Below are 19153 nucleotides of genomic sequence, written 5' to 3'. Positions count from 1 at the left end.
CGGCCGGCCGGCGCGCGCCCGGCCCACGAAAGGCGGCGCCACGCCGTTACCATCCGGGCTCGCTTTCCACCCGGAGGACACATGCGTGCAGTGATGACGTGCCTGCTGGCCCTGGCGACGGGCCTGGCGTCCGCCGCGCCGGTGCACCAGGCCCCGGCCGACGGCCCGGTGCCGGTGCGCATCGAGCGCGACGGCGACGGCTACCGGATGACCCGCGGCGGGCAGCCCTACTACGTGCACGGCGCCGGCTCGGCCAGCGGCGACCTCGAACAGCTGGCCGCGCGCGGCGGCAACTCGTTCCGCACCTGGAGCACCGGCACCGACGTGGCGAAGGTGCGGGCGATGCTCGACCGCGCGCAGCGCAACGGCCTGACCGTGGCGATGGGCCTGGCGGTGGGCAAGGAGCGCCACGGCTTCGACTACGACGATCCGCAGGCGGTCGCCGCGCAGCTGGCGGCCCTGCGCCAGGAAGTGCGGCTGTACAAGGACCATCCGGCGGTGCTCATGTGGCTGGTCGGCAACGAGCTGAACCTGGAGTACCGCAACCCGAAGGTGTGGGACGCGGTCGGGCAGATCGCCGACATGATCCACGCCGAGGATCCGCACCATCCGGTGATGACGCCGCTGGCCGGCTTCGACCGCACGCTGATCGACCGGATCAAGGCGCGCGCGCCGTCGCTGGACCTGATCGGCGTGCAGCTGTACGGCGACCTCGGCGAACTGCCGGCCAAGCTGCGCGCCGCCGACTGGACCGGCCCGTACATCGTCACCGAGTGGGGCCCGACCGGGCACTGGGAGAGCCCGCTCACCGCGTGGGGCGCGCCGGTGGAGGACGATGCCTCGCGCAAGGCGGCGCTGTTCCAGCAGCGCTACCGCGGGGTGATCGCCGCGGACACGTGCCAGGGCCTGGGTTCGTACGTGTTCCTGTGGGGCCACAAGCAGGAGCGCACGCCGACCTGGTACGGCCTGTTCCTGCCGACCGGCGAATCCACGCCGGCGGTGGACGCGATGCAGCAGCTGTGGACCGGCCGGTGGCCGGCCAACCGCGTGCCGTCGATCGAGCCGGCGCGCATCGATGGCCGCCTGGCCATCGACAGCGTGGTGCTGGCGCCGGGCGGCGCGCACCAGGCAACGGCGCCCGCGCGCGATGCCGAAGGCGACCGGTTGCAGTGGCGCTGGTATGCGCTGGAGGAGAGCACCGCCACCTCCATCGGCGGCGACCCCGAGGCGGTGCCCGCGCAGGTGGACCTGCAGGCGCGCATCGACGCCGATGGCCGCCTGCATTTCACCGCGCCTGCCAGGCCCGGGCACTACCGGCTGTTCGCGGAGGTGCGCGACGGCCACGGACATGCGGCGTACGCGAACATCCCGTTCCGCGTGGCACCGCGCCAGGCGAAGTAGGCGGTCGGAAGCGCACGCGCCCGGGCTGCCTGGCCCGGCCGGCGGGAGGACGCCTCCCGGCGAAACGCGACCCCGGCCGGCAAACGGCCGGGTCGGGCAGGCGCCGGCCGCGTCAGGTGCGCTGCTGCAGGGGCGCGACGATGAACCGGGCGACGGACCACCGGAACGAGAAGAACGAGATCGGGATGCCGATGATGAATCCCAGCGCGCCGGTGACCAGGCCGATCTGGACGACCGGCATGCCCATCGATCCCATCACGATGCCGCCGATGGCGCCCATCACCATGCCGATGAGCCCGCCACCCACCGTGGCGATCAGGAAGAACAGCAGCCAGCTCTTCAGGTAGGGAACGGCAGGCGCGGCGTGATTCGATGCGCCGGCGACGATGGATGGGCCCTGGTACGGATCGCTCACGACTCCCCCTTGCGCGTGATGGGGCGGCGCCGACGGGCCGCTGTCCCGAGTGTGTGGAAGGCCCTGGCGGTGCGTCAATCGTGGGCACGCGGAGGGGCGGTCGTGGGCGCCCATGCCCGCGGCCCGCAGGCGGTGCGCGAGGTGCGCAGCGGCCTGCCGCACCTGCCGGGCGAGCACGGGGCGAACCGGGGAGGCCGGCCGCCGGGCGTATGATGACCGCCATAAACCCGCGCGAAACCCCGCCATGGCCAAGCCCAACCCGCTCCAGGAACAACTGCTCAAGGCCGGCCTGGTCAAGAAGTCCAAGGTCGCCGAGGTCGCGCGCGAACAGGTCAAGGCCCGCCATGGCAAGGGCGCGCCGGCGTCCAGCGAGATCCAGCGCGATGCCGAACGCGCGCGCGCCGACAAGGCCGAGCGCGACCGCGCGCTGGAAGCCGGGCGCAAGGCGCAGGCCCGCACCGCCGAACTGCGCGCGCAGGCGCGGCAGATCATCCAGGACCGCAAGGTGCCGCGCACCGGCGAGGGCGAGTACCGCTTCACCGTCGATGGCGCGATCCGCACGCTGCAGGTGGACGACGACCTGCGCCGCAAGCTGTCCTCCGGGACGCTGGTCATCGCCCGCCTCGACGAGCGCTTCGAACTGCTGCCGCGCGTGACCGCCGACAAGGTGCGCGAGCGCGATCCGGCGCTGATCGTGCTCGACCACGGGCAGGACAGCGCCGAGGCGGCCGCACCCACGTCCGAGGACGACGCGTACTACGCCCAGTTCAAGGTGCCCGACGACCTGGTCTGGTGAGCGTGCCCTGCGGTGCCGCGTTCGACGTGCGCCCGCAGCACTCCCGCAGCACTCCCGTGGTTCACCGCCGCCGAACGCAGGCGGTGCCAGCATGGCGTCCCCACTGCCGGAGTCCGCCATGGCCCGCGCCACGCCGCTGTTGCTTGCGTCCTGCCTGTCCGTCGCGCTGGTCGCCGCGTGCGACCGCAAGTACGACACGCCCACCGCCACCCCGTCGCCGCAGGCGGCCGCGGCGGCCACCACGGATCCGGCCGCCGCGCCCGCGCCTGCGCCGGTGACGACCGCGACCAGCCCGCCGGTGGGCGACCCGGCCGCGCCGCCGCCCACGGCGGTGGATACCGGCACCTCCTATCCGGCCGCGCGCGAGGCCTGCCTGGCCGAGGTCGCGCGGCAGACCGCCGTGCCGAAGGAGCAGCTCGCCATCACCGAAGTGCTGTGGGCGCAGGCCGGCGTCGGCGTGACCGTGCAGGTGCCGGGCATGCAGGCGCCGTGGTCGTGCCTGTCGGACGAGCAGGGCAAGGTGCAGGGCGCGGCATCCACCGCGCCGCCGGCCGGCGGCTGATCGTCCACCGGCCTGCGATGGCCGGCCGTGCGCGATCACCGCGCGCGCCCGGCATCCCGCCCGCTGCGCGAGGCGAAGGAATCGGGCGTGCAGCGGGGCCGGTGCGCAATGCGGAGCATCCTGGCGCATGTCGTGCGATGCCGGGACGCCGACGGCGCGGCGGCATGGATCGGGCGTGCGTCGGTGCGGTCAGCCGGCAGGACCGCGATGGCGCACCGATACGTGCGGATGGTCGGGCACGTGCCAGCGCCACGGGAACTCGACCGCGCGGCTGATGCCGATGCGCGGCCCGGCGACCGGGCGCCGCGGCGGCGGCGTGCCGTCGCAGGCGATGCACAGGCCGCGGTCGGCGCTGACCAGGTCGGCGCCGTCCATCGTGCCGGTGATGCCGAAGGCCTGCGACAGCTTGCCCGGCCCGCTGGCCAGGTCGCGGTCGCGGCGCGCGCGCGGCCGCGCCAGGCGCATCGCCTCCATGCCCTGCAGCGGTTCGGCCGCGCGCAGCAGCACGCCGAAGCCTTCGCCGACCTCGCCGCAGACCGCGTTGCTGCCCCAGTGCATGCCGTAGGTGAAGTAGACATACAGGTGCCCGGCCTCGCCGAACATGGTCGCCGTGCGCGGCGTCCTGCCGCGGTAGGAGTGCGCGGCCGGATCCTCGCTGCCGGCGTAGGCCTCGACCTCGACGATGCGCGCCACGCGGCCGTCGTCGCGCACCAGCAGCTTGTTCAGCAGCTCGGGCGCCACCACGGTGGGGTGGCGGCGGTAGAAATCGCGCGGCAGGCGCTGCCAGGCGTCAGCCATCACGGCACGCATGCGCAGCGGTCCGGGTTCGATGCAGGCACGCGGTTGCGGTTGCGGTGGCGGACGGGCGGGTGGCGCGGGGCGTCATGCGGCCGATGCTGCCCGGCGGCCCGTAACGACGCCGTCGAACCGCGCGGTCCAGGGCGCGCGCCCCGTGCGCGGGTTCACACCGCATTGTCCGCACCGGTGCGAGGGTCCGCGCATGGATGGCGACACGCTCTACCTGGTCTACCTCGATGCCGGCGCGGCGCTGGATGACCTCGACGAGCGGAATCTCGCGCAGCTGGCACCCGGCCTGTACCTGGTCGCGTCCACGCGGACGCGATCCGAGCTGTACCACGCAGTGAAGTGGCTCCGTCATCCATCCCGGCTGCTGGTGGCGCCGTTGGCGGACGGGCCGAAGTTCAAGGGCATGATGCCGGGCGCGCTGGGCTGGCTGCGGTGGCGCCAGGGTGAAGCGCGGCGCGGATCGAGGCCTGCGCTGCGCTGATCGTGCGTGCGCACGGAGGCGGATCATCGGGCCGCGGCGGCAGCCGCGGGCCATCCGGTGTCCGCCCGCTTGCGGCGGTCGGCACGTGCCGCCGGGCTGGACCCCCTACCCACGAGGAGACATGCATGGCCAGGCAACGCAGGACCGCATCGACGCAGCTGCTCGAGCTGGGCATCGCCGCGCCGCAGGTCGTCGCCCACCGGCTCGCGCGCATGGCCGCCGCCGGTCCGCGGCTGTCCGCGCGCGACCGCCGCGAGTTCACCGGCATGGTGGTGGAGAAACAGGCCGCGTTCGCCCAGGCATGGATGGCGATGTGGGTCGAGGGCTGGCGGGTGCAGCAGCAATGGTGGGTGTCATGGCTGGGGGGCATGCCTGCGGCCGCGTGGCAGGCCGACCGCTTGCACGCGGCCTGGGAGCAGGTGGCCGCGCGCGGCATCGCGCCGGTGCGGCGTCGTGCGGTGGCCAACGCGCGGCGCCTGTCGCCCCGCCGCTGAACGCGACAGGCGCAGGCGGCGTGTCCCGTTCGACGGCGATCCCGCCGCGCCCGTGCCGCTCCGTCCCGCGCGGTCACGGCCTGCAACGCCAGCGCCCCCTCCCGGCGTGCGCCCGTGGCGGCGCCGGCGGCGCCGCCACGGGCGCCGCGCCGCGGTCCGGTCACCAGTACTGGGCCGGGATCGCGTCCGGACAGGGATTGGCGGTGCCGACCAGGATCTGCTGCAGCACCGCCGCGGTCTGGGTCGCGTACGCGGCGAAGTCGGCCTCGTCGGACATCGCGCGCTTGAACGCGGCGGCCGCGCACATGCTCCAGGCCTGGGTGTTGTCCGGGTCGGTCTCGGCCAGCGACGCGTAGCGCTCGGCGATGGCGGTGTACTGGTCGTTGCTCTCGAGCGCGGCCATCGCCCCGGCGACATCGACCTTCTTCAGGATCGACGGCGTGCCGGTCTGCGGGAGGCGGCCGGCCTCGAGCGTGTTGTCGTCGAGCACGCGCATGTAGAAGTCCGAACCGGTATTGGCGTTGTGGAAGGTGTAGGCGCCGCTGCCGTCGGGCGTGTAGACCGAACGCTTGTTCGGCTCGACCACGACCAGGTTGCCGTTCTCTTCCTCGACGGTGATCGAGTAGCTGCCGTCTGCCAGCACGAAGGTGCCTTCCACGGCCAGCGCCTGCACCGCGCAGGCCATCGCCAGGACGGCCAGCGCCGCCCGGATCGTCTTGTTGCGCATCGGTATTCCCCCTGTGGCCGCTCGTGCTGCGCGGCGTGCGGCGAGGATAGCATCGGCGCCGGCGGGCTTCCGGTGTCGAATCCGGCCATGCTGCCGCGTCGCAAGGGTGAAGACCCACCGGAGCCGGACGATGACGCCGCATGCCACTGCCCCCGCGATGCCCGACCGCAACTGGCCGCTGGTGGCCGCCGGTGCGCTGCTGGGGTGCGTCGGCGTCGGCGTGCTGTTCTCGCTGGCGGTGCTGCTGCAGCCGATGGGCAGCGACACGGGCTGGTCGCGCACCGGCCTGTCCGGGGCGATGACCCTGGCGTTCCTGGCCAGCGGCGTGGCCGGCTTCGGCTGGGGTGCGCTGAGCGACCGGACCGGGCCGCGGCCGGTGGTGCTGGCCGGCTCGGTGCTGCTCGGGCTGGCGTTGCTGCTGGCCAGCCGGGCGACCACGCTGCTGCAGTTCCAGCTGGCCTTCGGCGGGCTGCTGGGCGTGGCGGTGGCCAGCTTCTTCGCCCCGGTGATCGCCGCGACCGTGGCCGCGTTCGAGCGGCGCCGCAACCTGGCGGTGGCGCTGGTGTCGGCCGGGGTCGGGGTGGCGCCGCTGACGATGTCGCCGCTGGTGGCCTGGCTGCTGACCACGGTGGGCTGGCGGGAAACGCTGCTGGTGCTGGCGCTGCTGTCGTGGGCCCTGACCCTGCCGGCGGCGTGGTTCGTGCGGGCCTCGCCGGTCCCGGCCGGCAGCGCCTCCGGTGCCGGCCCCGCCGCGTCGATGGGCATGGGCCAGGCGCTGCGCTCCAGGCCCTTCATCGTGCTGGCGCTGGCGTTCTTCGCCTGCTGCGCGGCGCATTCCGGGCCGATCTTCCACACCGTCAGCTACGCGGTCGGCTGCGGCCTGCCGGTGACCACCGCGGTGACGATCTACAGCATGGAAGGCGCGGCCGGGCTCGGCGGGCGCCTGCTGTTCGGCGTGCTCGGCGACCGCTTCGGCGCCCGGCCGGTGCTGGTGGCGGGACTGGCGGTGCAGGCGGCGGCCGCCGCCGCCTACCTGGCGGTGGACCGGCTCGGCGGCTTCTACGCGGTGGCCGTGGTGTTCGGCCTCGCCTACGGCGGCACCATGCCGCTGTACGCCTCGCTGGCGCGGGAAGCCTTCCCGCCGCGGATCCTCGGCGGCGTGATCGGCGCGATGACCCTGCTGTCGGGGATCGGCATGGCCCTCGGCCCGCTGCTCGGCGGCTGGCTGTTCGACCGCTACGGCAGCTACGCCTGGATGTACCTGGGTTCGCTGATGCTGGGGCTGGCGGCGGCGGGCATCGTCCTGTGCTTCCCGCGCGCCGGCGGGCACGGTCCCGGGCACAGCCCGGGCAAGGACGAGGCCGACGCCGGCATCCCGGGCGCCGCCGGTGTTCGCGCCGCGCCGGGCTGAGACGCGCGGCCGGATCCGGCGATCCGGCAGGACGGCCCACGGGATGCGCGGCGCACGGAAGTGGACCATGATCGCGCCGGGGCGCCGGACCATGCCGGTTCGTGGTCCGGACGCAGGCCCCGCTGTCCATGCAAGGCAGGACCGGAAGACGTCGCGGCAGCATCCGCTCCGGCCCTGCCGGCGCCGGGCACGCACGCGATTCCCGGCGTGGATCCACGCCAGCGCTTCATCGTGGGAGGGACACCATGAAGTCGATGTTCGTTCTTGCAGGGGTATCGCTGTTGGGGATCGCCGCGGCGCAGGCCGCCAGTCCGCTGGACGGCCTGGTGTCCAACCGCGGCGCGGCCACCGTCGCCTACGAACGCGCCGTCGGCAAGCGCGCGGAGTTCGAGCGCCTGGCCGGCGACGGGCCAGCGGCCGGCGTGTCGGTGTCGGTGGTGGCCGACACTCCCGACCACGCCGGGCAGCGGGTGGCCGCCGCCTACGTGGAGGGGCTGCGCAAGGTGCTGCCGTCGGCGACGCTGGCCTCGGCATGGGGCGACGCGCCGCCGCCGCCGTTCGTCGCCGAGGTCGGGGTCTCGACGGTGGCGGGCACCGAAGGCACCGCGGAGAAGACGATCATGGCCGCGCAGGGATCGACCTGCATGCTGGTCGACAAGAAGCTGCAGTGCACGGAAGCGGCGAACGCGCCGAACCCGCTCGGGAAGAAGGACGGCTCCGGCACCCGCCCGGCGATCGCGGTGAAGATCCGCTTCTACCGGCACGACCGTACCGACAGCGCGGCCGCGCCGGTCACGGTGTTCGAGGACGCGTTCTCGGTCAGCTACGTGCCCACCGAGTGTCCCGACCCGGCGCTCGCGGCGGTGACGGTGGCGCGGCTGCTGGGCGAGTCGGCGCTGACCAGCCGCGCGGTCAACATCAGCTTCCCGACCACGCCGCGCCAGCTCAGCTGCAACGCCAAGGCCTGAAGGCCGGGATGCCCGCCGGGCCGTGCGTGCCTGCGCACCCCGGCGGGAACAGGCGGGTCGCGCGCCGACGCTACCCGGCGGCCCGCAGCCGCAGGGTCAGGCCCTTGAGGAAATGGCGCAGGATCTGGTCGCCGCAGGGCCGGTAGTTCGGATGGCCGGGCTGCCGGAACAGCGCGCTCAGTTCGGGCCGCGCCAACGGGAACCCGGCGCTGTCGAAGATCGCATGCAGGTCCACGTCGCGCAGCTGGAATGCCACGCGCAGTTTCTTCAGCACCAGGTTGTTGGTGATGCGCGCGTCCACCGGGCGCGGCGGCTGGCGCTCGTCGCGGCCGCGGAAATGGACCACCAGGCCATCGAGGAAGCGGGCCAGCAGCGGATCGCCGCAGGGCACCATCCCCGGCTCGCCATCCTTCTTCAGCAGGGCGGGGATGTCGGCGCGGTCGAGCTGGAAATCCGGGTCCACCAGGTGCACGAGCTCGACGACGTGGACATCGCCGAGGTCGAGCATGTAGCGGATGCTGCGCAGCACGTCGTTGTTGATCATCGGGGGCGTGCCTGTCGGTTCCGGAACATGGCGCGCAGTCTAGCGCCGTGCCTGCCGCCGGCCCGGCAGGCGTGTGGCGGTGCGGCCGTTGCGGCAGAATCGGCCGGCGCGGATCCTTGGGGGTGCCATGTACTGGATCGAGATCGGGGTGTTCGTGGCCGGCCTGGTCCTGCTGGCCATCGGCTACCGGCGCAACCGCCGCCACCTGCTGCTGGCCGGCGCGGTGGTGCTGTTCCTGTCGGCGGCGCTCGGCGGGATGGTCGCCGGCTTCGTGGACGGATACGGCACGCAGCGCCGGCTGTCGCAGCACTGACCCGCGCGATCATGCGTCGCCGCCACCATCGCCAGGAGCCGCCATGTCGCCCGTGAGCCTCCTCCTTGCCGCCGCTGCGGCCACCACGCCCGTGCATGCACCTGCCGCTTCGACGGCGGCCCTCGACCCGGCCACGCGCGCGGCGATCGAGGCGACCTGCTTCGACTACGTCGACGGCCAGCTGCAGGGCGACCCCGCGCGGGTGGCCCGCGCGCTGCACCCGGACCTGGCCAAGCGCCGCGTGCTCGGGAACACGCCGGACGAACGCCTGGGCCTGCGGCGCATGGGCAAGGAGGAACTGGTCGCGCTGACCCGCGAGGGCGCGCTGAAGACGCCGCCGGCGCAGTGGGACCGGCGCTGCACCGTGCTCGACGTGGCCGGCGACATCGCCGCGGTCCGCGTGGAGACGCCGTGGTTCGTCGACTTCTTCCACATGGGCCGCTTCGACGGCCGCTGGATCATCGTCAACGCGCTCTGGTACCAGAAGCCGGACTGAGCCCCGGCCTGCACGCGGCGTCGGCGAAGCCCACGCCACGCTGAACCGCATTCCTCCGCCTGCAACCCGCCCGCTCCGTGCGACGCGCGATTCACGGCGCGCGCTCCACCGTGGCCGCACCTGCACCGCAGGCGCCCGTACGAGGGACGGGTTCATCCGACGACAACGACAAGAACGAGGAATGCACCGTGGACAAGATCGACAGGAACGAAACCCGTGACCTCAACCGCGACCCGATCAGCGGCACGCCGGGTTCGCACCCGGTGGGCGTGGGCGTGGGCGGCGTGGGCGGGGCGGCGGCCGGCATGGTCATCGGCGCGCTCGGCGGGCCGCTGGGCATGCTGATCGGCGGCGGCATCGGCACGCTGGTCGGCGCGGCCGCCGGCAAGGGCGTGGCCGAGCGCATCGACCCGACCGGCGAGGAAGCGTTCTGGCGCGAGACCTACACCAGCCGCCCGTACCACGACGCGCGCTTCGACTACGAGAACGACTACGCCCCGGCCTACGGCTATGGCGTGGACGCGCGCACCCGCATGCCGGAGCGCACCTGGGACGAGGCGCTGGAACAGGAACTGGGCGCCGGCTGGGGCCAGGTGCGCGGCGAGTCGAAGCTGGAGTGGGACCACGCGCGCGACGCCGTGCGCGACGCCTGGGACCGCAGCGACCGCACCTATCGCGCCTACGACGCGACCGACCGCTACTACGCGGGCGAGTTCGACCGGGCCGACTACCGCGACCGCGACGTCGCCTATGACGACTACCGTCCGGCCTACCGCTACGGCACCCAGGCCCGCGGCCAGTACGGCGACCGCCAGTGGGACGACCGCCTGGAAAGCGAGCTCGGCCAGGGCTGGGACAAGGTCAAGGGCAGCTCGCGGCTGGGCTGGGACAAGGCCAAGGCGGCGACCCGCGATGCGTGGCACGGCGTGGAGCGCGTGCTGCCGGGCGATGCCGACGGCGACGGCCGCTGAGCGCCGGGCGCGAGCCCGACACGCACGATGGAGGCGCCGGCAACGGCGCCTCCTTTTTTCCGGCGCCCGGCCGGCGGTGCCATGAACGCGGAGGATGACGCGTTCAGCGACTGCCCGGAACCTCGCCGACGAACCACAGCACGATCGCCACGATCACCGCGCAGCCCGCGATGAGCCCGACCATCAGGCCCAGGCCCATGCGCGGCGGCTTCTCGCCGGTGGGATGGCGCGCCTCCGGAGGCGCACCGAGTCGGGTGTCGTCTTCGTTCTGCATGGAACCTCCGAGGATGGGGTGCAGGCGGGTGAGGGCGCGGGGGTGGGTCAGCCGCCGCCTGAACGGATTGGCGGCCCCCACGGCATTGGCCGGTGGCCTGCGCGAGGGCATCCGCAGCAGCGACAGCCGGGGGCGTGCGGGACGGTTCATGCGGCGATACTGCCTCGCCCCGCCGTCACGACGGCGTGCAGCACGGCCTGCGTGCGGTGGCAAAAACCGTCGCCGGCGCAGCGGCCGCTGCACGCCCCGGATTGCGTGATCAGGAGTCTAGGCACCGGTCGGCGGTGGCCCCGGAGGCGAGATGGGCGTGAGCTGCCACCTGTCGTTCGATGGCGACTGCGCGAACGCGTTCCGCCAGTACCAGCGCATCCTCGGTGGCGAATTCGACACCCAGCTCACCTACGGCGAGTCGCCGCTGGCCCGGCAGGTGCCGCATGCCTGGCAGGCGCGCATCCTGCACGCCACGCTGACCCTGGAAGACCAGGTCCTGTTCGGTTCCGACGCCTTCCCCGGCAGCTACGTGAAGCTGCAGGGCTTCTCGGTCACGATCACCGCACCGGTCGCCGAAGCCGCGCGCGTGTTCATGGCGCTGGCGACCGGAGGCAGCATCCGCCTTCCGTTCGAGAAGACCTTCTGGTCGCCGGGTTTCGGCATGCTGGTCGACCGCTTCGGCGTGCCATGGGAAATCAACGGCGAGCGCAGCCACTGGCCGTAGCCGCCCGCGGAACAGGATGCCGTGCAGGGGACAGGCCGGCTGATAACGCGCCGCGGCCCGCGGGCATCGCCAGGTGATTGGCCGGCCGCGCGGCCGGCGGCTAAGGTGGGGAGGCCTTTCCACGCAGCCGTCCGCATGAGCCGACACCGCCCGCCGTGCCTTGTCCTCGCCGCCGCGGCTTCGCTGGCCGCGTGTTCGCCCGCAGACCCGCCGCCCGCCGCCGGCCCGCCGCCGGTGCAGGCCGCGGCCCCGCGCGTGGTCGCGGACCCGGCCTACGTGGCCGGGATCGAACGGTGGCGCGAGGACCGCGAGCGGCGCCTGCGCGAGCCGGATGGCTGGCTCAGCTTCACCGGCTCCGGGCAGGTCGCCCCGGGTGTGCACCGGGTCGGCCACGCGGCGGACAACGCCATCGTCGTGCCCGGCGGGCCGGAGCACTGGGGCGTGCTGCGCCTGGAGCCCGGTGGCGCGCTGTCCTTCGAGGCCGCCCCGGGCGCCGCGCTTGCCGTGGACGGCAAGCCGCTGCGCGCCACGCGGCTGCTGACCCAGCTCGAAGAGGGTGGGCCGACCAGCATCCACGCCGGTGACCAGCGCTTCTACGTGGTGCGCACCGGCGACGTGCACGGCTGGCGCTACCGCGATCCGCAGGCGCCGGCTTTGCAGGCCTTCGCCGGCGTGCCGCACTTCCCGGTCGATCCGTCGTGGCGCATCGAGGCGCGCTGGCAGACGTTCGATACGCCGCGCACGCTGGACCTGGTCACCAGCAACGGCACCATCGAGCAGGCGCGCGTGCCCGGACAGGCCGCGTTCGAGCGCGACGGTCGCCACCATGTGCTGCTGCCGGTGCAGGAGAAGGACGGCGAGGACCTGTTCTTCATCATCGCCGACCGCACCAGCGGCAAGCAGACCTATGGCGGTGGCCGCTTCCTGTACGCGCCGCCGGCACGGGACGGCCGGGTCGTGCTGGACTTCAACCAGGCGGTCAACCCGCCCTGCGCGCTCAACGGGCACGTGGTCTGCCCGACCGCGCCCCCGGAGAACCGGCTCGACGTGGCGGTGGCCGCAGGCGAGAAGACCTATCCGAAGCACCCTTAGGCCTGCGGCGTAACGGCCCCGTCGATCCCGCGGGCGCGGCGAGCCAGCCCGCGTTCAACGCGCGGTTGCTAGCGTGGCTGCGATGCCGCACTGGCGGCCGGAGGTCCACCGATGCGCCTGATCGCGGCCCTGTTCGCCTGCCTCTGCGCCGCGCCGGCCGTCGCCGACGAGCTGGCCGAACTCGACCTGGCCCTGCCGCAGGCCGCCTCGCCGTATCGGAACGACCCGCCCGGCACCTGGTACGGCGACCGCTCCGGGGTGCCGGCCCCCGCGCCCGCCGCCCCGGCGCGGGTGGCCCGGCCGGCCTGTCCCACCGGACCCGATGGCCAGGAGCGCGCGGTCACCGGCAGCTTCACCACCGGCGTGGGCTATTCCTCGCAGCTGGGCAGCAGCACGTACAACGGCGCGGGCCTGGGCTACTGCAACAGCTGGCGCGACGCCGACGGCGACGAACGCACCCTCAACCTGCAGATGCACGTCGACCGCTACGACGGCCCGGACATGCGCCACCGGCCGTACCGCGGGCCGCGCTAGCGCTCCCGCGGCGCCGCGCCTCAGGCCGCGCCCAGTCGCGCCGCATATTCCCGGTGCAGCCGGCTCCACTGGTCCCAGAACGGTTCGGGCGCGGACCCGCGCAGCCGCGCGGCGAGGACGTCCAGGTGGCTGTGCCAGCCGGCACCGATCATGAGCAGGTTGGCGTGGTCGGAGATGCCGCGGTGGGAGACGGTCAGCAGCACCTGGTCGCCGCGCGGTTCGAGCACGAAGTCGACCTCGCCGTTGGCCCAGGCGAAGGACAGCCGGTGCGGCGGATCCACCGCGATGATCCGGCTCTGCATGCGGTGTTCGCCGCCGAAACCGTCCGGGCGGTGGCCCGGCGGGTCGGTCAGTTCGTCGTTGCGCCAGACCAGCTCGAACGGCGCGCCCGCCTCCAGTTCCATGTCGCCCGAGGCCAGCCACTGCCGGCGCAGGTCGCCGTCGGTGAGGTAGGACCAGACCCGCTCCACCGGCCCGGGCAGCAGGCGCTCGAGGCGCACGGCATTGGCCGCGGTGGCGGTGGCGTAGGCGGATGGGGATGCGGCGAGGTTCATGGCTTCTTCCTCCGTGGTGCGCCCTTCGCGGGCGCGGGCTTGCCGGCGGCCTTGCGCGCATCCTCGGCCCTGAGCAGGGCTTCGAGGGCGTCGAGGCGGCCGGTCCAGAAACGTTCGTAGTGGCGGATCCATTCGGCGCCGGCATGCAGCGGCCGGGCATCGAGCCGGCACACGTGCATGCGCCCCTGGATCTCGCGCTCGATCAGGCCGGCGCGCTCGAGCGCCTGCACGTGCTTGGAGGCGCCGGCCAGGGAGATCTCGAACGGCGCGGCCAGTTCGCCGACCGTGCGCGGTCCACCGGCCAGGTCGCGCAGCATCGCCCGCCGTGTCGGATCGGAAAGGGCGCGGAACACCGCGTCGAGCCGCTGGGAGTCTTTATCAACCATAAGGTTGAATATACCCCGCCCTCGGCGGATGTCAACCATCCGGTTGAATATCGTCGGCCGCCGCGAAAGGGGTAGGGCCAAGGGCCAATTGCCGGTCGCAGGCGCGCGGCGCGACGGTACCGGCGCCGATCGAGGCGTGCCCGGGGATGGACGATGAAGTGGCTTCTGGTGCTGGTTCCGCTGGCGATCGTGCTCGAGCACGCGATGCCGGGCAACGCGCTGCTCATCTTCGCGGTCGCCGCGCTGGGCATCGTGCCGCTGGCGGCGATCATGGCCCAGGCCACCGGGTCGCTCGCCACGCGCCTGGGCGCCGGCCTGGGCGGCCTGCTCAATGCCACCTTCGGCAACGCGGCCGAGCTGATCATCGCCCTGGCGGCGTTGCGCGCCGGCCTGCACGACATGGTCAAGGCCTCGCTGGCCGGCACCATCATCGGCAACATCCTGTTCGTGCTCGGCGTGGCGATGGTGGTCGGCGGAGTCCGCCACGGCGACCAGGCCTACGATGCGCGCGCCGCGCGCACGCAGGCCATCATGCTGACGCTGGCGGTGATCGCGCTGATCCTGCCGGCGGCCTACCTGGGCATCGTGCCCAGCGCTGGCCCGCAGATGGGTTCGATCAGCGCGCTCATCGCCTGCATCATGCTGGCGGTCTACGTGGCCAACGTCGCCTTCACCCTGGTGCGCAGCCGCGCCGACGCGAAGGCCGGCAGCGCGGATGCGGGGCACGGCGACCTCCACCACGGGCCGCAGTGGAGCCCCGGCAAGGCGTTGCTGGTGCTGTGCGCGGTGACCGTCGGCATCGTCTGGCTGAGCGAGATCCTGGTGGGCACGGTCGAGGCGGCGAGCGAGGCCATGGGGTTCTCGGATGCCTTCACCGGCGTGTTCGTGCTGGCGGTGATCGGCGGCGCGGCCGAGCAGGCCACCGCGATCGTCGCGGCGCGGCAGAACCGCATGGACCTGTCGATGTCCATCACCATGGGTGCGAGCGTGCAGCTGGCCCTGCTGGTGGCGCCATTGCTGGTGCTGCTGAGCTACTTCGTCGGCCCGCACCCGATGGCGCTGGTGTTCGGCCCCGGACTGGTGCTGATCATCCTGTTCTCGGTGATCATCGCCGGCCAGGTCGCCAGCGACGGGCGCAGCGACTGGCTGCGCGGGATCCAGCTGCTGGCGGTGTACGTGATCCTGGCCTCGGTGTTCTTCTTCGTGCCCGACGTCGCGCGCTGAGGCAGCCATGACGCGGTGGCCGGAACCCGGACGGATCACGCGCCACCGCTACGCGATCCTGTTCTGCATGCTGCTGGCCACGATCGCCGTCGGCCCGCTGCTCGAGGCGCTGGACTTCGGCCGGCTGGCGATGGAGGCGCTGCTGACCTTCAGCCTGCTGGCGGCCGTGCTGCCGATGGGGGTCACCGCCAAGCGGCGGAGCATGTTCGCCATCGTCGCCGGCGCGCTGCTGATGCGCGCGATCGCGTCGCAGCTGGAGTCGGCGATCCTGTCGGTGGCCGGCGCGCTGCTGTGGGGCACCGTGGCGGTCGTCGCGGTCGCCGGCGCGATCCGCTACGCGATGTCCAGCGCGCGGGTGGACGCCGAGCACCTGTACGCGGCGTTGAGCGCCTACCTGCTGATCGGCGTGGGCTGGGGCGTGGTCTACGTGGCGGTGGTCCGGCTCGACCCGCTGGCGCTGATGCATGGCGGCGCGCCGCTGCCGGCGGGCCTGGGCATGGGCGATGCGATCTACTTCAGCTTCGTCACCCTGGCCACGCTCGGCTATGGCGACTACACCCCGGCCACGCCGGTGATGCGCGGCCTGTCGGTGTTCGAGGCGATCATCGGCCAGCTCTACCTGGCGATCATGGTCGCGCGGCTGGTCAGCCTGAGGGCGGCCGCGCACGACCGGGACCCCGACGTGCTTCCGTGAGTCCGGTCGCGGATCCGCTCACGCCGGGCGCCGCGGGAACAGGTAGAACACGCTGCCCGCCGCCATCGCCAGCCCGACCGCCGCCAGGTGCGCCGGGCGGGCGCTGAGCAGCATCGCCAGCGAGAGCACCAGGGCGGCCACCGGCACCATCGCGCCGCCGGGCAGGTGCCAGCTTCCGGGCGGGTCGCCGAGCCGCCGCCGCAGCACCAGCACGCTGGCCGCGGTGCCCAGGTAGGCCAGCAGCCGGGTGACCATCGACAGCAGCGCCAGCTGCGCGAACGAGCCGCTCAGCGCGAGCGCCAGCGCCAGCACCGCCTGGAAGGCGATCGCCACCGCCGGCGTGTGGAAGCGCGGATGCACACGGGCCAGCACGCGCGGTCCGTAGCCGTCCGACGCCAGCGTGTGCAGGAAGCGCGGGCCGAGCAGCATGGTCGCGTTGCTGGTGCCGAGGATCGACAGCGCCGCGCCGGCGGTCACCAGCAACGCCAGGCCTTCGCCCCCGAAGCGCGCGGCGGCGTCGGCCAGCGGCGTGGCCGAGGCGGCCAGCCCGGGCAGCGTCCCCTGCGCCACCCACTGCACGCCGGCGTAGAGCGCGGTCACCAGCACGATCATCGCCACCAGCGCGAACGGCACGTTGCGCCGCGGTTGCCGGTACTCGCCGGCGGCCACCGACAGGTTCTCGAAGCCGGCATAGGCGAACAGCAGCAGCAGCGCCGCTTCGCCCCATCGCGCGTCCATGGTGGGTGCCGACGAGGCGGCGGTCGCCAGCGTCCAGTCCACGTGCCACGCGCCGAGGCCCACGAAGGCCACCAGCGGCAGCAGCTTGCCGACGACCAGCGCCAGCGACAGTTGCGCCGCGTGGCGCACGCCGACGATGTTGATCGCCGCCAGCAGGCCCAGCGAGCCGCCGATGACGGCGACCCGCCCGGGGCCGCTGCCCACCGCCGGCCAGAAGCGCGCCATCGCATCGGCGAGTCCATTGGCCAGCGAGGCGGCGGTGGCGATGCGGGTGAGCCAGATCGTCCACGCCACCTGGAAGCCGGCGAACGGGCCGAACGCCTCGCGCGCGTACAGCGCGCTGCCGCCCTGCACCTCGAAGTAGCTGCCGGCCTTGGCGTAGCACAGCACCAGCAGGCTTACCGTCAGCCCGGCCAGCAGCACGCCCCACACGCTGCAGGGTCCGAGCAGGGCGAACGCGGTCGCCGGCAGCAGGTACACGCCGCTGCCGACCACGCTGTTGATCGACAGGCCCAGGATCTGCCAGCGACCGACGGCGCGCAGCAGGCCCTGCGGCGAATGTGGACCCGGCGGCGTCGCGCTCATCCCCGTCCCTTCGGCAGACCGGCTCAGGGTAGCCGCTGCACGGCCGTGCGCGAAGTGTCCGCGGACGTCCGCGCGGACGCACCGCGGACATAGGCAAACCGGCACATGTGGCCGGCGCGGCGCGCGCACACGCTGCGCGCTCGCCCCATCGCTGGAGTACGACATGCGCAGTCTGCTGTGGCTTGCATTGCTTTCGCCGGTGGCATCGGCCGACGACCTGTCGCCGCTGGGCGACGAGTTCGACGCACGCGACGGCGTCGCGCCGTGGACGCTGTTCCACCAGGCCTACGGCTGGCCGGACAAGATCAAGCACCTCGACATCGGCCGGACCACGCCCGGCGTGCTGAACCTGCAGCCGCAGCATTCGGCGTGGGTGCGCGACCTCAATGCGCCGTTCCTGTTCCGGGACGTGCAGGGCGACTTCGACGTGCGCGCCCGCGTGCGCGTGCGCGGCGAGGCCGGCGACATCGCCGGCGGCAGCTGGTCGCTGGGCGGGCTGCTGGCGCGCGTGCCCAACCGCAGCAGCGCCGCGCAGTGGCAGCCGCGCCGCGAGAACTGGCACTTCATCACCACCGGGGTCGGCCACCTGCCCGGCCGGCAGATGACCGAGACCAAGGGCACCTACAACAGCTATTCCTCGCTCAAGCTGCGGCCGTTCCCGGCCGGCTGGGTGGAACTGCGGCTGGTGCGCGTGGGCATGGCGCTGGTCGCGCTGGCGCGCGCGGACGGGCAGGCGCAATGGCAGGTGCGCGACCGCTGGTACCGGATGGAGCACAACCCGGCGATGCAGGTCGGGCTGGTCGCCTACACCCACAGCGACGACGTCCCCCACGACATCCCCGAGGATCCGGAGGTGATCAACCGCAGCCGCGAGCCCGGTGCGCGCACCGACATGGTGATGGAGGTCGACTGGATCCGCTTCGCCCGCCCGCGCCTGGCCGCGGTGCCCGACTGGTACGCGCAGGTCAGCGCCAACCCGCTGGCCGATACCGGCCTGTCCGATGCGCAGGTGCTGGCGATGCTGGGCGACTGAGCCGGACGCGGTCGCCCCCGCGCGCCGGCTAGTCCGCCGCCGGCGCCCAGCGGTACGCGCGCAGGTGGTCGTCGCGCAGCATCGGCAACAGCAGCAGCTGCCGGTCAGGCAGGTAGTGCAGGTCGGCGGTGCCGATCGACAGGGTCAGCAGCGGTTCGACGCTGCCGTCGGGGCCGATCCGCAGCAGCCGCCCCGGGGTGAAGTCGGTGACCACCCAGCCGCCGCGGCCGTCGGGCTCGATGCCGTCGATATGGCCGATCGGCGCGTTGCCGATGCGCCCGATCGCGCCGGTGGCGAGGTCGATCGTGGTGAGGTGGCCGAGCTGCTCGCCCTGCGGACCGGGCACCTGCCAGCTGCCGAGCAGCAGGCGGTCGCCGTCGGCGCGCACGCCGTTGAACTTGCCGGTGGTGTCCGGGTCGACCTTCACCCAGGGCTGGAAACCGTCCTTGCCGAGCCGGAAGACCGTGTCCAGGCGCCGGCTGAAGACGTACACGTTGCCGGCGCCGTCGGCGGTGGCATCGTTGAACTGCGCCGGGCCGCCGTCGGCCGGCGCGTGCCGGGCGACGATGGCGGCCTGCTCCAGGTCCATCTCCACCAGTGCGTCGTCGTCGCCGGCGTAGAGCCGGCCGTTGGCGAGCGCCAGGCCCTTGGGGTTCTCCAGCCCGGTGATCCATTTCAGTTCGATGATGTTGCCGTGGCCGTCGAGCCGGCTGATGAAGCCGTCGCGCGGGGTGGCGCCATCGCCGCGCGTGGCCATGTTGGAGACGTAGTAGCGGTCGCGTGCGCGGTCGTACACGACCGATTCGGGGGCCGAGAAGCCGCCGACCGTCCACAGCAGTTCCGGCGCGGCCTGCGCGGCGCGGGCGGGCGCGATGCCGGCCGCCAGGGCCAGCGGGGCGAGCAGGGCGGCGACGCGGGACGGATGCATGGCGTGATCC

General features: G+C 73.3%; 25 protein-coding genes. 16 read left to right on the top strand and 9 right to left on the bottom strand.

The features are described from left to right. The first annotated feature begins 81 nt into the window (after positions 1 to 81). A complete protein-coding gene (locus ACA089_RS10110) occupies positions 82 to 1401 on the top strand; it encodes a glycoside hydrolase family 2 TIM barrel-domain containing protein (RefSeq protein WP_372016421.1) in 1320 nt (439 codons plus the stop codon). A 112-nt stretch (positions 1402 to 1513) separates the two neighbouring features. Here the strand turns inward: ACA089_RS10110 and ACA089_RS10105 are convergent, their stop codons facing one another. Then, positions 1514 to 1816, bottom strand: coding sequence for a hypothetical protein (locus ACA089_RS10105; protein WP_372016419.1), 303 nt, complete (start codon positions 1814 to 1816; stop codon positions 1514 to 1516). A gap of 244 nt (positions 1817 to 2060) precedes the next feature. On the opposite strand from ACA089_RS10105, the gene ACA089_RS10100 reads away from it, so the two are divergent. Together ACA089_RS10100 and ACA089_RS10095 are read left to right on the top strand one after the other, a co-directional pair. Then, positions 2061 to 2612: a DUF2058 domain-containing protein gene (locus tag ACA089_RS10100; protein WP_372016417.1), complete on the top strand. Its 552-nt coding sequence runs from the start codon at positions 2061 to 2063 to the stop codon at positions 2610 to 2612. Between the two features lie 118 nt (positions 2613 to 2730). Continuing rightward, positions 2731 to 3174, top strand: a complete 444-nt coding sequence (locus tag ACA089_RS10095) for a hypothetical protein (protein ID WP_372016416.1) — start codon at positions 2731 to 2733, stop codon at positions 3172 to 3174. 189 nt (positions 3175 to 3363) lie between these two features. Here the strand turns inward: ACA089_RS10095 and ACA089_RS10090 are convergent, their stop codons facing one another. Beyond that, positions 3364 to 3972 carry a DNA-3-methyladenine glycosylase gene (locus ACA089_RS10090; RefSeq protein WP_372016414.1) on the bottom strand — a complete coding sequence of 203 codons (609 nt, stop codon included), beginning with the start codon at positions 3970 to 3972 and terminating at the stop codon, positions 3364 to 3366. A 202-nt stretch (positions 3973 to 4174) separates the two neighbouring features. Here ACA089_RS10090 and ACA089_RS10085 point away from each other — a divergent pair, with 202 nt between their 5' ends. Further along, the gene (locus ACA089_RS10085; protein ID WP_372016412.1) at positions 4175 to 4462 is read left to right on the top strand and encodes a hypothetical protein; all 288 of its coding nucleotides are present in this window, start codon (positions 4175 to 4177) and stop codon (positions 4460 to 4462) included. A gap of 125 nt (positions 4463 to 4587) precedes the next feature. Continuing rightward, entirely contained in the window at positions 4588 to 4956 is a 369-nt protein-coding gene (locus ACA089_RS10080; protein WP_372016410.1) for a polyhydroxyalkanoate granule-associated phasin, read from the top strand. 160 nt (positions 4957 to 5116) lie between these two features. Here ACA089_RS10080 and ACA089_RS10075 read toward each other — a convergent pair whose 3' ends face one another. Next, the gene (locus ACA089_RS10075; RefSeq protein WP_372016408.1) at positions 5117 to 5683 is read right to left on the bottom strand and encodes a hypothetical protein; all 567 of its coding nucleotides are present in this window, start codon (positions 5681 to 5683) and stop codon (positions 5117 to 5119) included. Positions 5684 to 5813: 130 nt separating this feature from the next. Between ACA089_RS10075 and ACA089_RS10070 the strand changes: the two genes are divergently transcribed. Together ACA089_RS10070 and ACA089_RS10065 are read left to right on the top strand one after the other, a co-directional pair. Further along, on the top strand, positions 5814 to 7094 hold the full coding sequence (locus tag ACA089_RS10070) for an MFS transporter (RefSeq protein WP_372016406.1): 1281 nt from the start codon (positions 5814 to 5816) through the stop codon (positions 7092 to 7094). A gap of 245 nt (positions 7095 to 7339) precedes the next feature. Continuing rightward, positions 7340 to 8062, top strand: a complete 723-nt coding sequence (locus ACA089_RS10065; protein ID WP_372016404.1) for a hypothetical protein — start codon at positions 7340 to 7342, stop codon at positions 8060 to 8062. A 70-nt stretch (positions 8063 to 8132) separates the two neighbouring features. On the opposite strand, the gene ACA089_RS10060 is transcribed toward ACA089_RS10065, so the two are convergent. Beyond that, complete coding sequence (locus ACA089_RS10060; protein WP_372016403.1) at positions 8133 to 8606, bottom strand: YehS family protein; 474 nt, start codon at positions 8604 to 8606, stop codon at positions 8133 to 8135. A 127-nt stretch (positions 8607 to 8733) separates the two neighbouring features. On the opposite strand from ACA089_RS10060, the gene ACA089_RS10055 reads away from it, so the two are divergent. The 3 genes from ACA089_RS10055 to ACA089_RS10045 all read left to right on the top strand — a co-directional run bounded on the left by ACA089_RS10055 (position 8734) and on the right by ACA089_RS10045 (position 10386). Then, the gene (locus ACA089_RS10055; RefSeq protein WP_372016401.1) at positions 8734 to 8919 is read left to right on the top strand and encodes a hypothetical protein; all 186 of its coding nucleotides are present in this window, start codon (positions 8734 to 8736) and stop codon (positions 8917 to 8919) included. Between the two features lie 43 nt (positions 8920 to 8962). Next, on the top strand, positions 8963 to 9415 hold the full coding sequence (locus ACA089_RS10050) for a nuclear transport factor 2 family protein (protein ID WP_372016399.1): 453 nt from the start codon (positions 8963 to 8965) through the stop codon (positions 9413 to 9415). A 188-nt stretch (positions 9416 to 9603) separates the two neighbouring features. Then, positions 9604 to 10386, top strand: a complete 783-nt coding sequence (locus ACA089_RS10045) for a hypothetical protein (protein WP_372016397.1) — start codon at positions 9604 to 9606, stop codon at positions 10384 to 10386. A 103-nt stretch (positions 10387 to 10489) separates the two neighbouring features. Here the strand turns inward: ACA089_RS10045 and ACA089_RS10040 are convergent, their stop codons facing one another. Beyond that, entirely contained in the window at positions 10490 to 10660 is a 171-nt protein-coding gene (locus ACA089_RS10040; protein WP_372016395.1) for a hypothetical protein, read from the bottom strand. Positions 10661 to 10967: 307 nt separating this feature from the next. On the opposite strand from ACA089_RS10040, the gene ACA089_RS10035 reads away from it, so the two are divergent. The 3 genes from ACA089_RS10035 (at position 10968) to ACA089_RS10025 (ending at position 13001) form a co-directional block, all read left to right on the top strand. Further along, on the top strand, positions 10968 to 11375 hold the full coding sequence (locus tag ACA089_RS10035; protein WP_372016394.1) for a VOC family protein: 408 nt from the start codon (positions 10968 to 10970) through the stop codon (positions 11373 to 11375). A 135-nt stretch (positions 11376 to 11510) separates the two neighbouring features. Beyond that, on the top strand, positions 11511 to 12467 hold the full coding sequence (locus ACA089_RS10030; RefSeq protein ID WP_372016392.1) for a DUF1684 domain-containing protein: 957 nt from the start codon (positions 11511 to 11513) through the stop codon (positions 12465 to 12467). Positions 12468 to 12578: 111 nt separating this feature from the next. Further along, complete coding sequence (locus tag ACA089_RS10025) at positions 12579 to 13001, top strand: hypothetical protein (protein WP_372016390.1); 423 nt, start codon at positions 12579 to 12581, stop codon at positions 12999 to 13001. A 20-nt stretch (positions 13002 to 13021) separates the two neighbouring features. Here ACA089_RS10025 and ACA089_RS10020 read toward each other — a convergent pair whose 3' ends face one another. Both ACA089_RS10020 and ACA089_RS10015 read right to left on the bottom strand, forming a co-directional pair. Beyond that, positions 13022 to 13555 (bottom strand): SRPBCC family protein, encoded by a 534-nt coding sequence (locus ACA089_RS10020; RefSeq protein WP_372016389.1) that lies wholly within the window; start codon positions 13553 to 13555, stop codon positions 13022 to 13024. Then, complete coding sequence (locus tag ACA089_RS10015) at positions 13552 to 13941, bottom strand: ArsR/SmtB family transcription factor (protein WP_372016387.1); 390 nt, start codon at positions 13939 to 13941, stop codon at positions 13552 to 13554. The genes ACA089_RS10020 and ACA089_RS10015 overlap by 4 nt, the downstream gene beginning before the upstream one ends. A 153-nt stretch (positions 13942 to 14094) precedes the next feature. Here ACA089_RS10015 and cax point away from each other — a divergent pair, with 153 nt between their 5' ends. Both cax and ACA089_RS10005 read left to right on the top strand, forming a co-directional pair. Beyond that, positions 14095 to 15165 (top strand): calcium/proton exchanger, encoded by a 1071-nt coding sequence (cax, locus tag ACA089_RS10010; protein WP_372016385.1) that lies wholly within the window; start codon positions 14095 to 14097, stop codon positions 15163 to 15165. Between the two features lie 7 nt (positions 15166 to 15172). Next, positions 15173 to 15859, top strand: a complete 687-nt coding sequence (locus tag ACA089_RS10005) for a potassium channel family protein (protein WP_372016383.1) — start codon at positions 15173 to 15175, stop codon at positions 15857 to 15859. An 18-nt stretch (positions 15860 to 15877) separates the two neighbouring features. On the opposite strand, the gene ACA089_RS10000 is transcribed toward ACA089_RS10005, so the two are convergent. Next, positions 15878 to 17182 carry an APC family permease gene (locus ACA089_RS10000; protein ID WP_372016382.1) on the bottom strand — a complete coding sequence of 435 codons (1305 nt, stop codon included), beginning with the start codon at positions 17180 to 17182 and terminating at the stop codon, positions 15878 to 15880. Between the two features lie 163 nt (positions 17183 to 17345). Here ACA089_RS10000 and ACA089_RS09995 point away from each other — a divergent pair, with 163 nt between their 5' ends. Next, on the top strand, positions 17346 to 18215 hold the full coding sequence (locus ACA089_RS09995; protein WP_372016380.1) for a DUF1349 domain-containing protein: 870 nt from the start codon (positions 17346 to 17348) through the stop codon (positions 18213 to 18215). Between the two features lie 28 nt (positions 18216 to 18243). On the opposite strand, the gene ACA089_RS09990 is transcribed toward ACA089_RS09995, so the two are convergent. Beyond that, on the bottom strand, positions 18244 to 19143 hold the full coding sequence (locus tag ACA089_RS09990; protein WP_372016378.1) for an SMP-30/gluconolactonase/LRE family protein: 900 nt from the start codon (positions 19141 to 19143) through the stop codon (positions 18244 to 18246). Between the last annotated feature and the right edge of the window lie 10 nt (positions 19144 to 19153).

It is taken from the genome of Pseudoxanthomonas fibrivorans (genome assembly GCF_041464125.1).
Lineage (GTDB): Bacteria > Pseudomonadota > Gammaproteobacteria > Xanthomonadales > Xanthomonadaceae > Pseudoxanthomonas.
The sequence above is the reverse complement of the archived record's forward strand: the minus strand, read 5'-3'. Positions and strand labels throughout refer to the sequence as shown.

Bases quoted from the DNA above. Each gene is read 5' to 3' on its own strand.
- ACA089_RS10050 (WP_372016399.1), top strand. From the start codon at position 8,963: ATGTCGCCCGTGAGCCTCCTCCTTGCCGCCGCTGCGGCCACCACGCCC.
- ACA089_RS10085 (WP_372016412.1), top strand. From the start codon at position 4,175: ATGGATGGCGACACGCTCTACCTGGTCTACCTCGATGCCGGCGCGGCG.
- ACA089_RS10030 (WP_372016392.1), top strand. From the start codon at position 11,511: ATGAGCCGACACCGCCCGCCGTGCCTTGTCCTCGCCGCCGCGGCTTCG.
- ACA089_RS10065 (WP_372016404.1), top strand. From the start codon at position 7,340: ATGAAGTCGATGTTCGTTCTTGCAGGGGTATCGCTGTTGGGGATCGCC.
- ACA089_RS10005 (WP_372016383.1), top strand. From the start codon at position 15,173: ATGACGCGGTGGCCGGAACCCGGACGGATCACGCGCCACCGCTACGCG.
- ACA089_RS10020 (WP_372016389.1), bottom strand. From the start codon at position 13,555: ATGAACCTCGCCGCATCCCCATCCGCCTACGCCACCGCCACCGCGGCC.
- ACA089_RS10080 (WP_372016410.1), top strand. From the start codon at position 4,588: ATGGCCAGGCAACGCAGGACCGCATCGACGCAGCTGCTCGAGCTGGGC.
- ACA089_RS10000 (WP_372016382.1), bottom strand. From the start codon at position 17,182: ATGAGCGCGACGCCGCCGGGTCCACATTCGCCGCAGGGCCTGCTGCGC.
- ACA089_RS10075 (WP_372016408.1), bottom strand. From the start codon at position 5,683: ATGCGCAACAAGACGATCCGGGCGGCGCTGGCCGTCCTGGCGATGGCC.
- ACA089_RS09995 (WP_372016380.1), top strand. From the start codon at position 17,346: ATGCGCAGTCTGCTGTGGCTTGCATTGCTTTCGCCGGTGGCATCGGCC.
- ACA089_RS09990 (WP_372016378.1), bottom strand. From the start codon at position 19,143: ATGCATCCGTCCCGCGTCGCCGCCCTGCTCGCCCCGCTGGCCCTGGCG.
- ACA089_RS10095 (WP_372016416.1), top strand. From the start codon at position 2,731: ATGGCCCGCGCCACGCCGCTGTTGCTTGCGTCCTGCCTGTCCGTCGCG.
- ACA089_RS10060 (WP_372016403.1), bottom strand. From the start codon at position 8,606: ATGATCAACAACGACGTGCTGCGCAGCATCCGCTACATGCTCGACCTC.
- ACA089_RS10100 (WP_372016417.1), top strand. From the start codon at position 2,061: ATGGCCAAGCCCAACCCGCTCCAGGAACAACTGCTCAAGGCCGGCCTG.
- ACA089_RS10025 (WP_372016390.1), top strand. From the start codon at position 12,579: ATGCGCCTGATCGCGGCCCTGTTCGCCTGCCTCTGCGCCGCGCCGGCC.
- ACA089_RS10110 (WP_372016421.1), top strand. From the start codon at position 82: ATGCGTGCAGTGATGACGTGCCTGCTGGCCCTGGCGACGGGCCTGGCG.
- ACA089_RS10040 (WP_372016395.1), bottom strand. From the start codon at position 10,660: ATGCAGAACGAAGACGACACCCGACTCGGTGCGCCTCCGGAGGCGCGC.
- ACA089_RS10070 (WP_372016406.1), top strand. From the start codon at position 5,814: ATGACGCCGCATGCCACTGCCCCCGCGATGCCCGACCGCAACTGGCCG.
- ACA089_RS10015 (WP_372016387.1), bottom strand. From the start codon at position 13,941: ATGGTTGATAAAGACTCCCAGCGGCTCGACGCGGTGTTCCGCGCCCTT.
- ACA089_RS10055 (WP_372016401.1), top strand. From the start codon at position 8,734: ATGTACTGGATCGAGATCGGGGTGTTCGTGGCCGGCCTGGTCCTGCTG.
- ACA089_RS10090 (WP_372016414.1), bottom strand. From the start codon at position 3,972: ATGGCTGACGCCTGGCAGCGCCTGCCGCGCGATTTCTACCGCCGCCAC.
- cax (WP_372016385.1), top strand. From the start codon at position 14,095: ATGAAGTGGCTTCTGGTGCTGGTTCCGCTGGCGATCGTGCTCGAGCAC.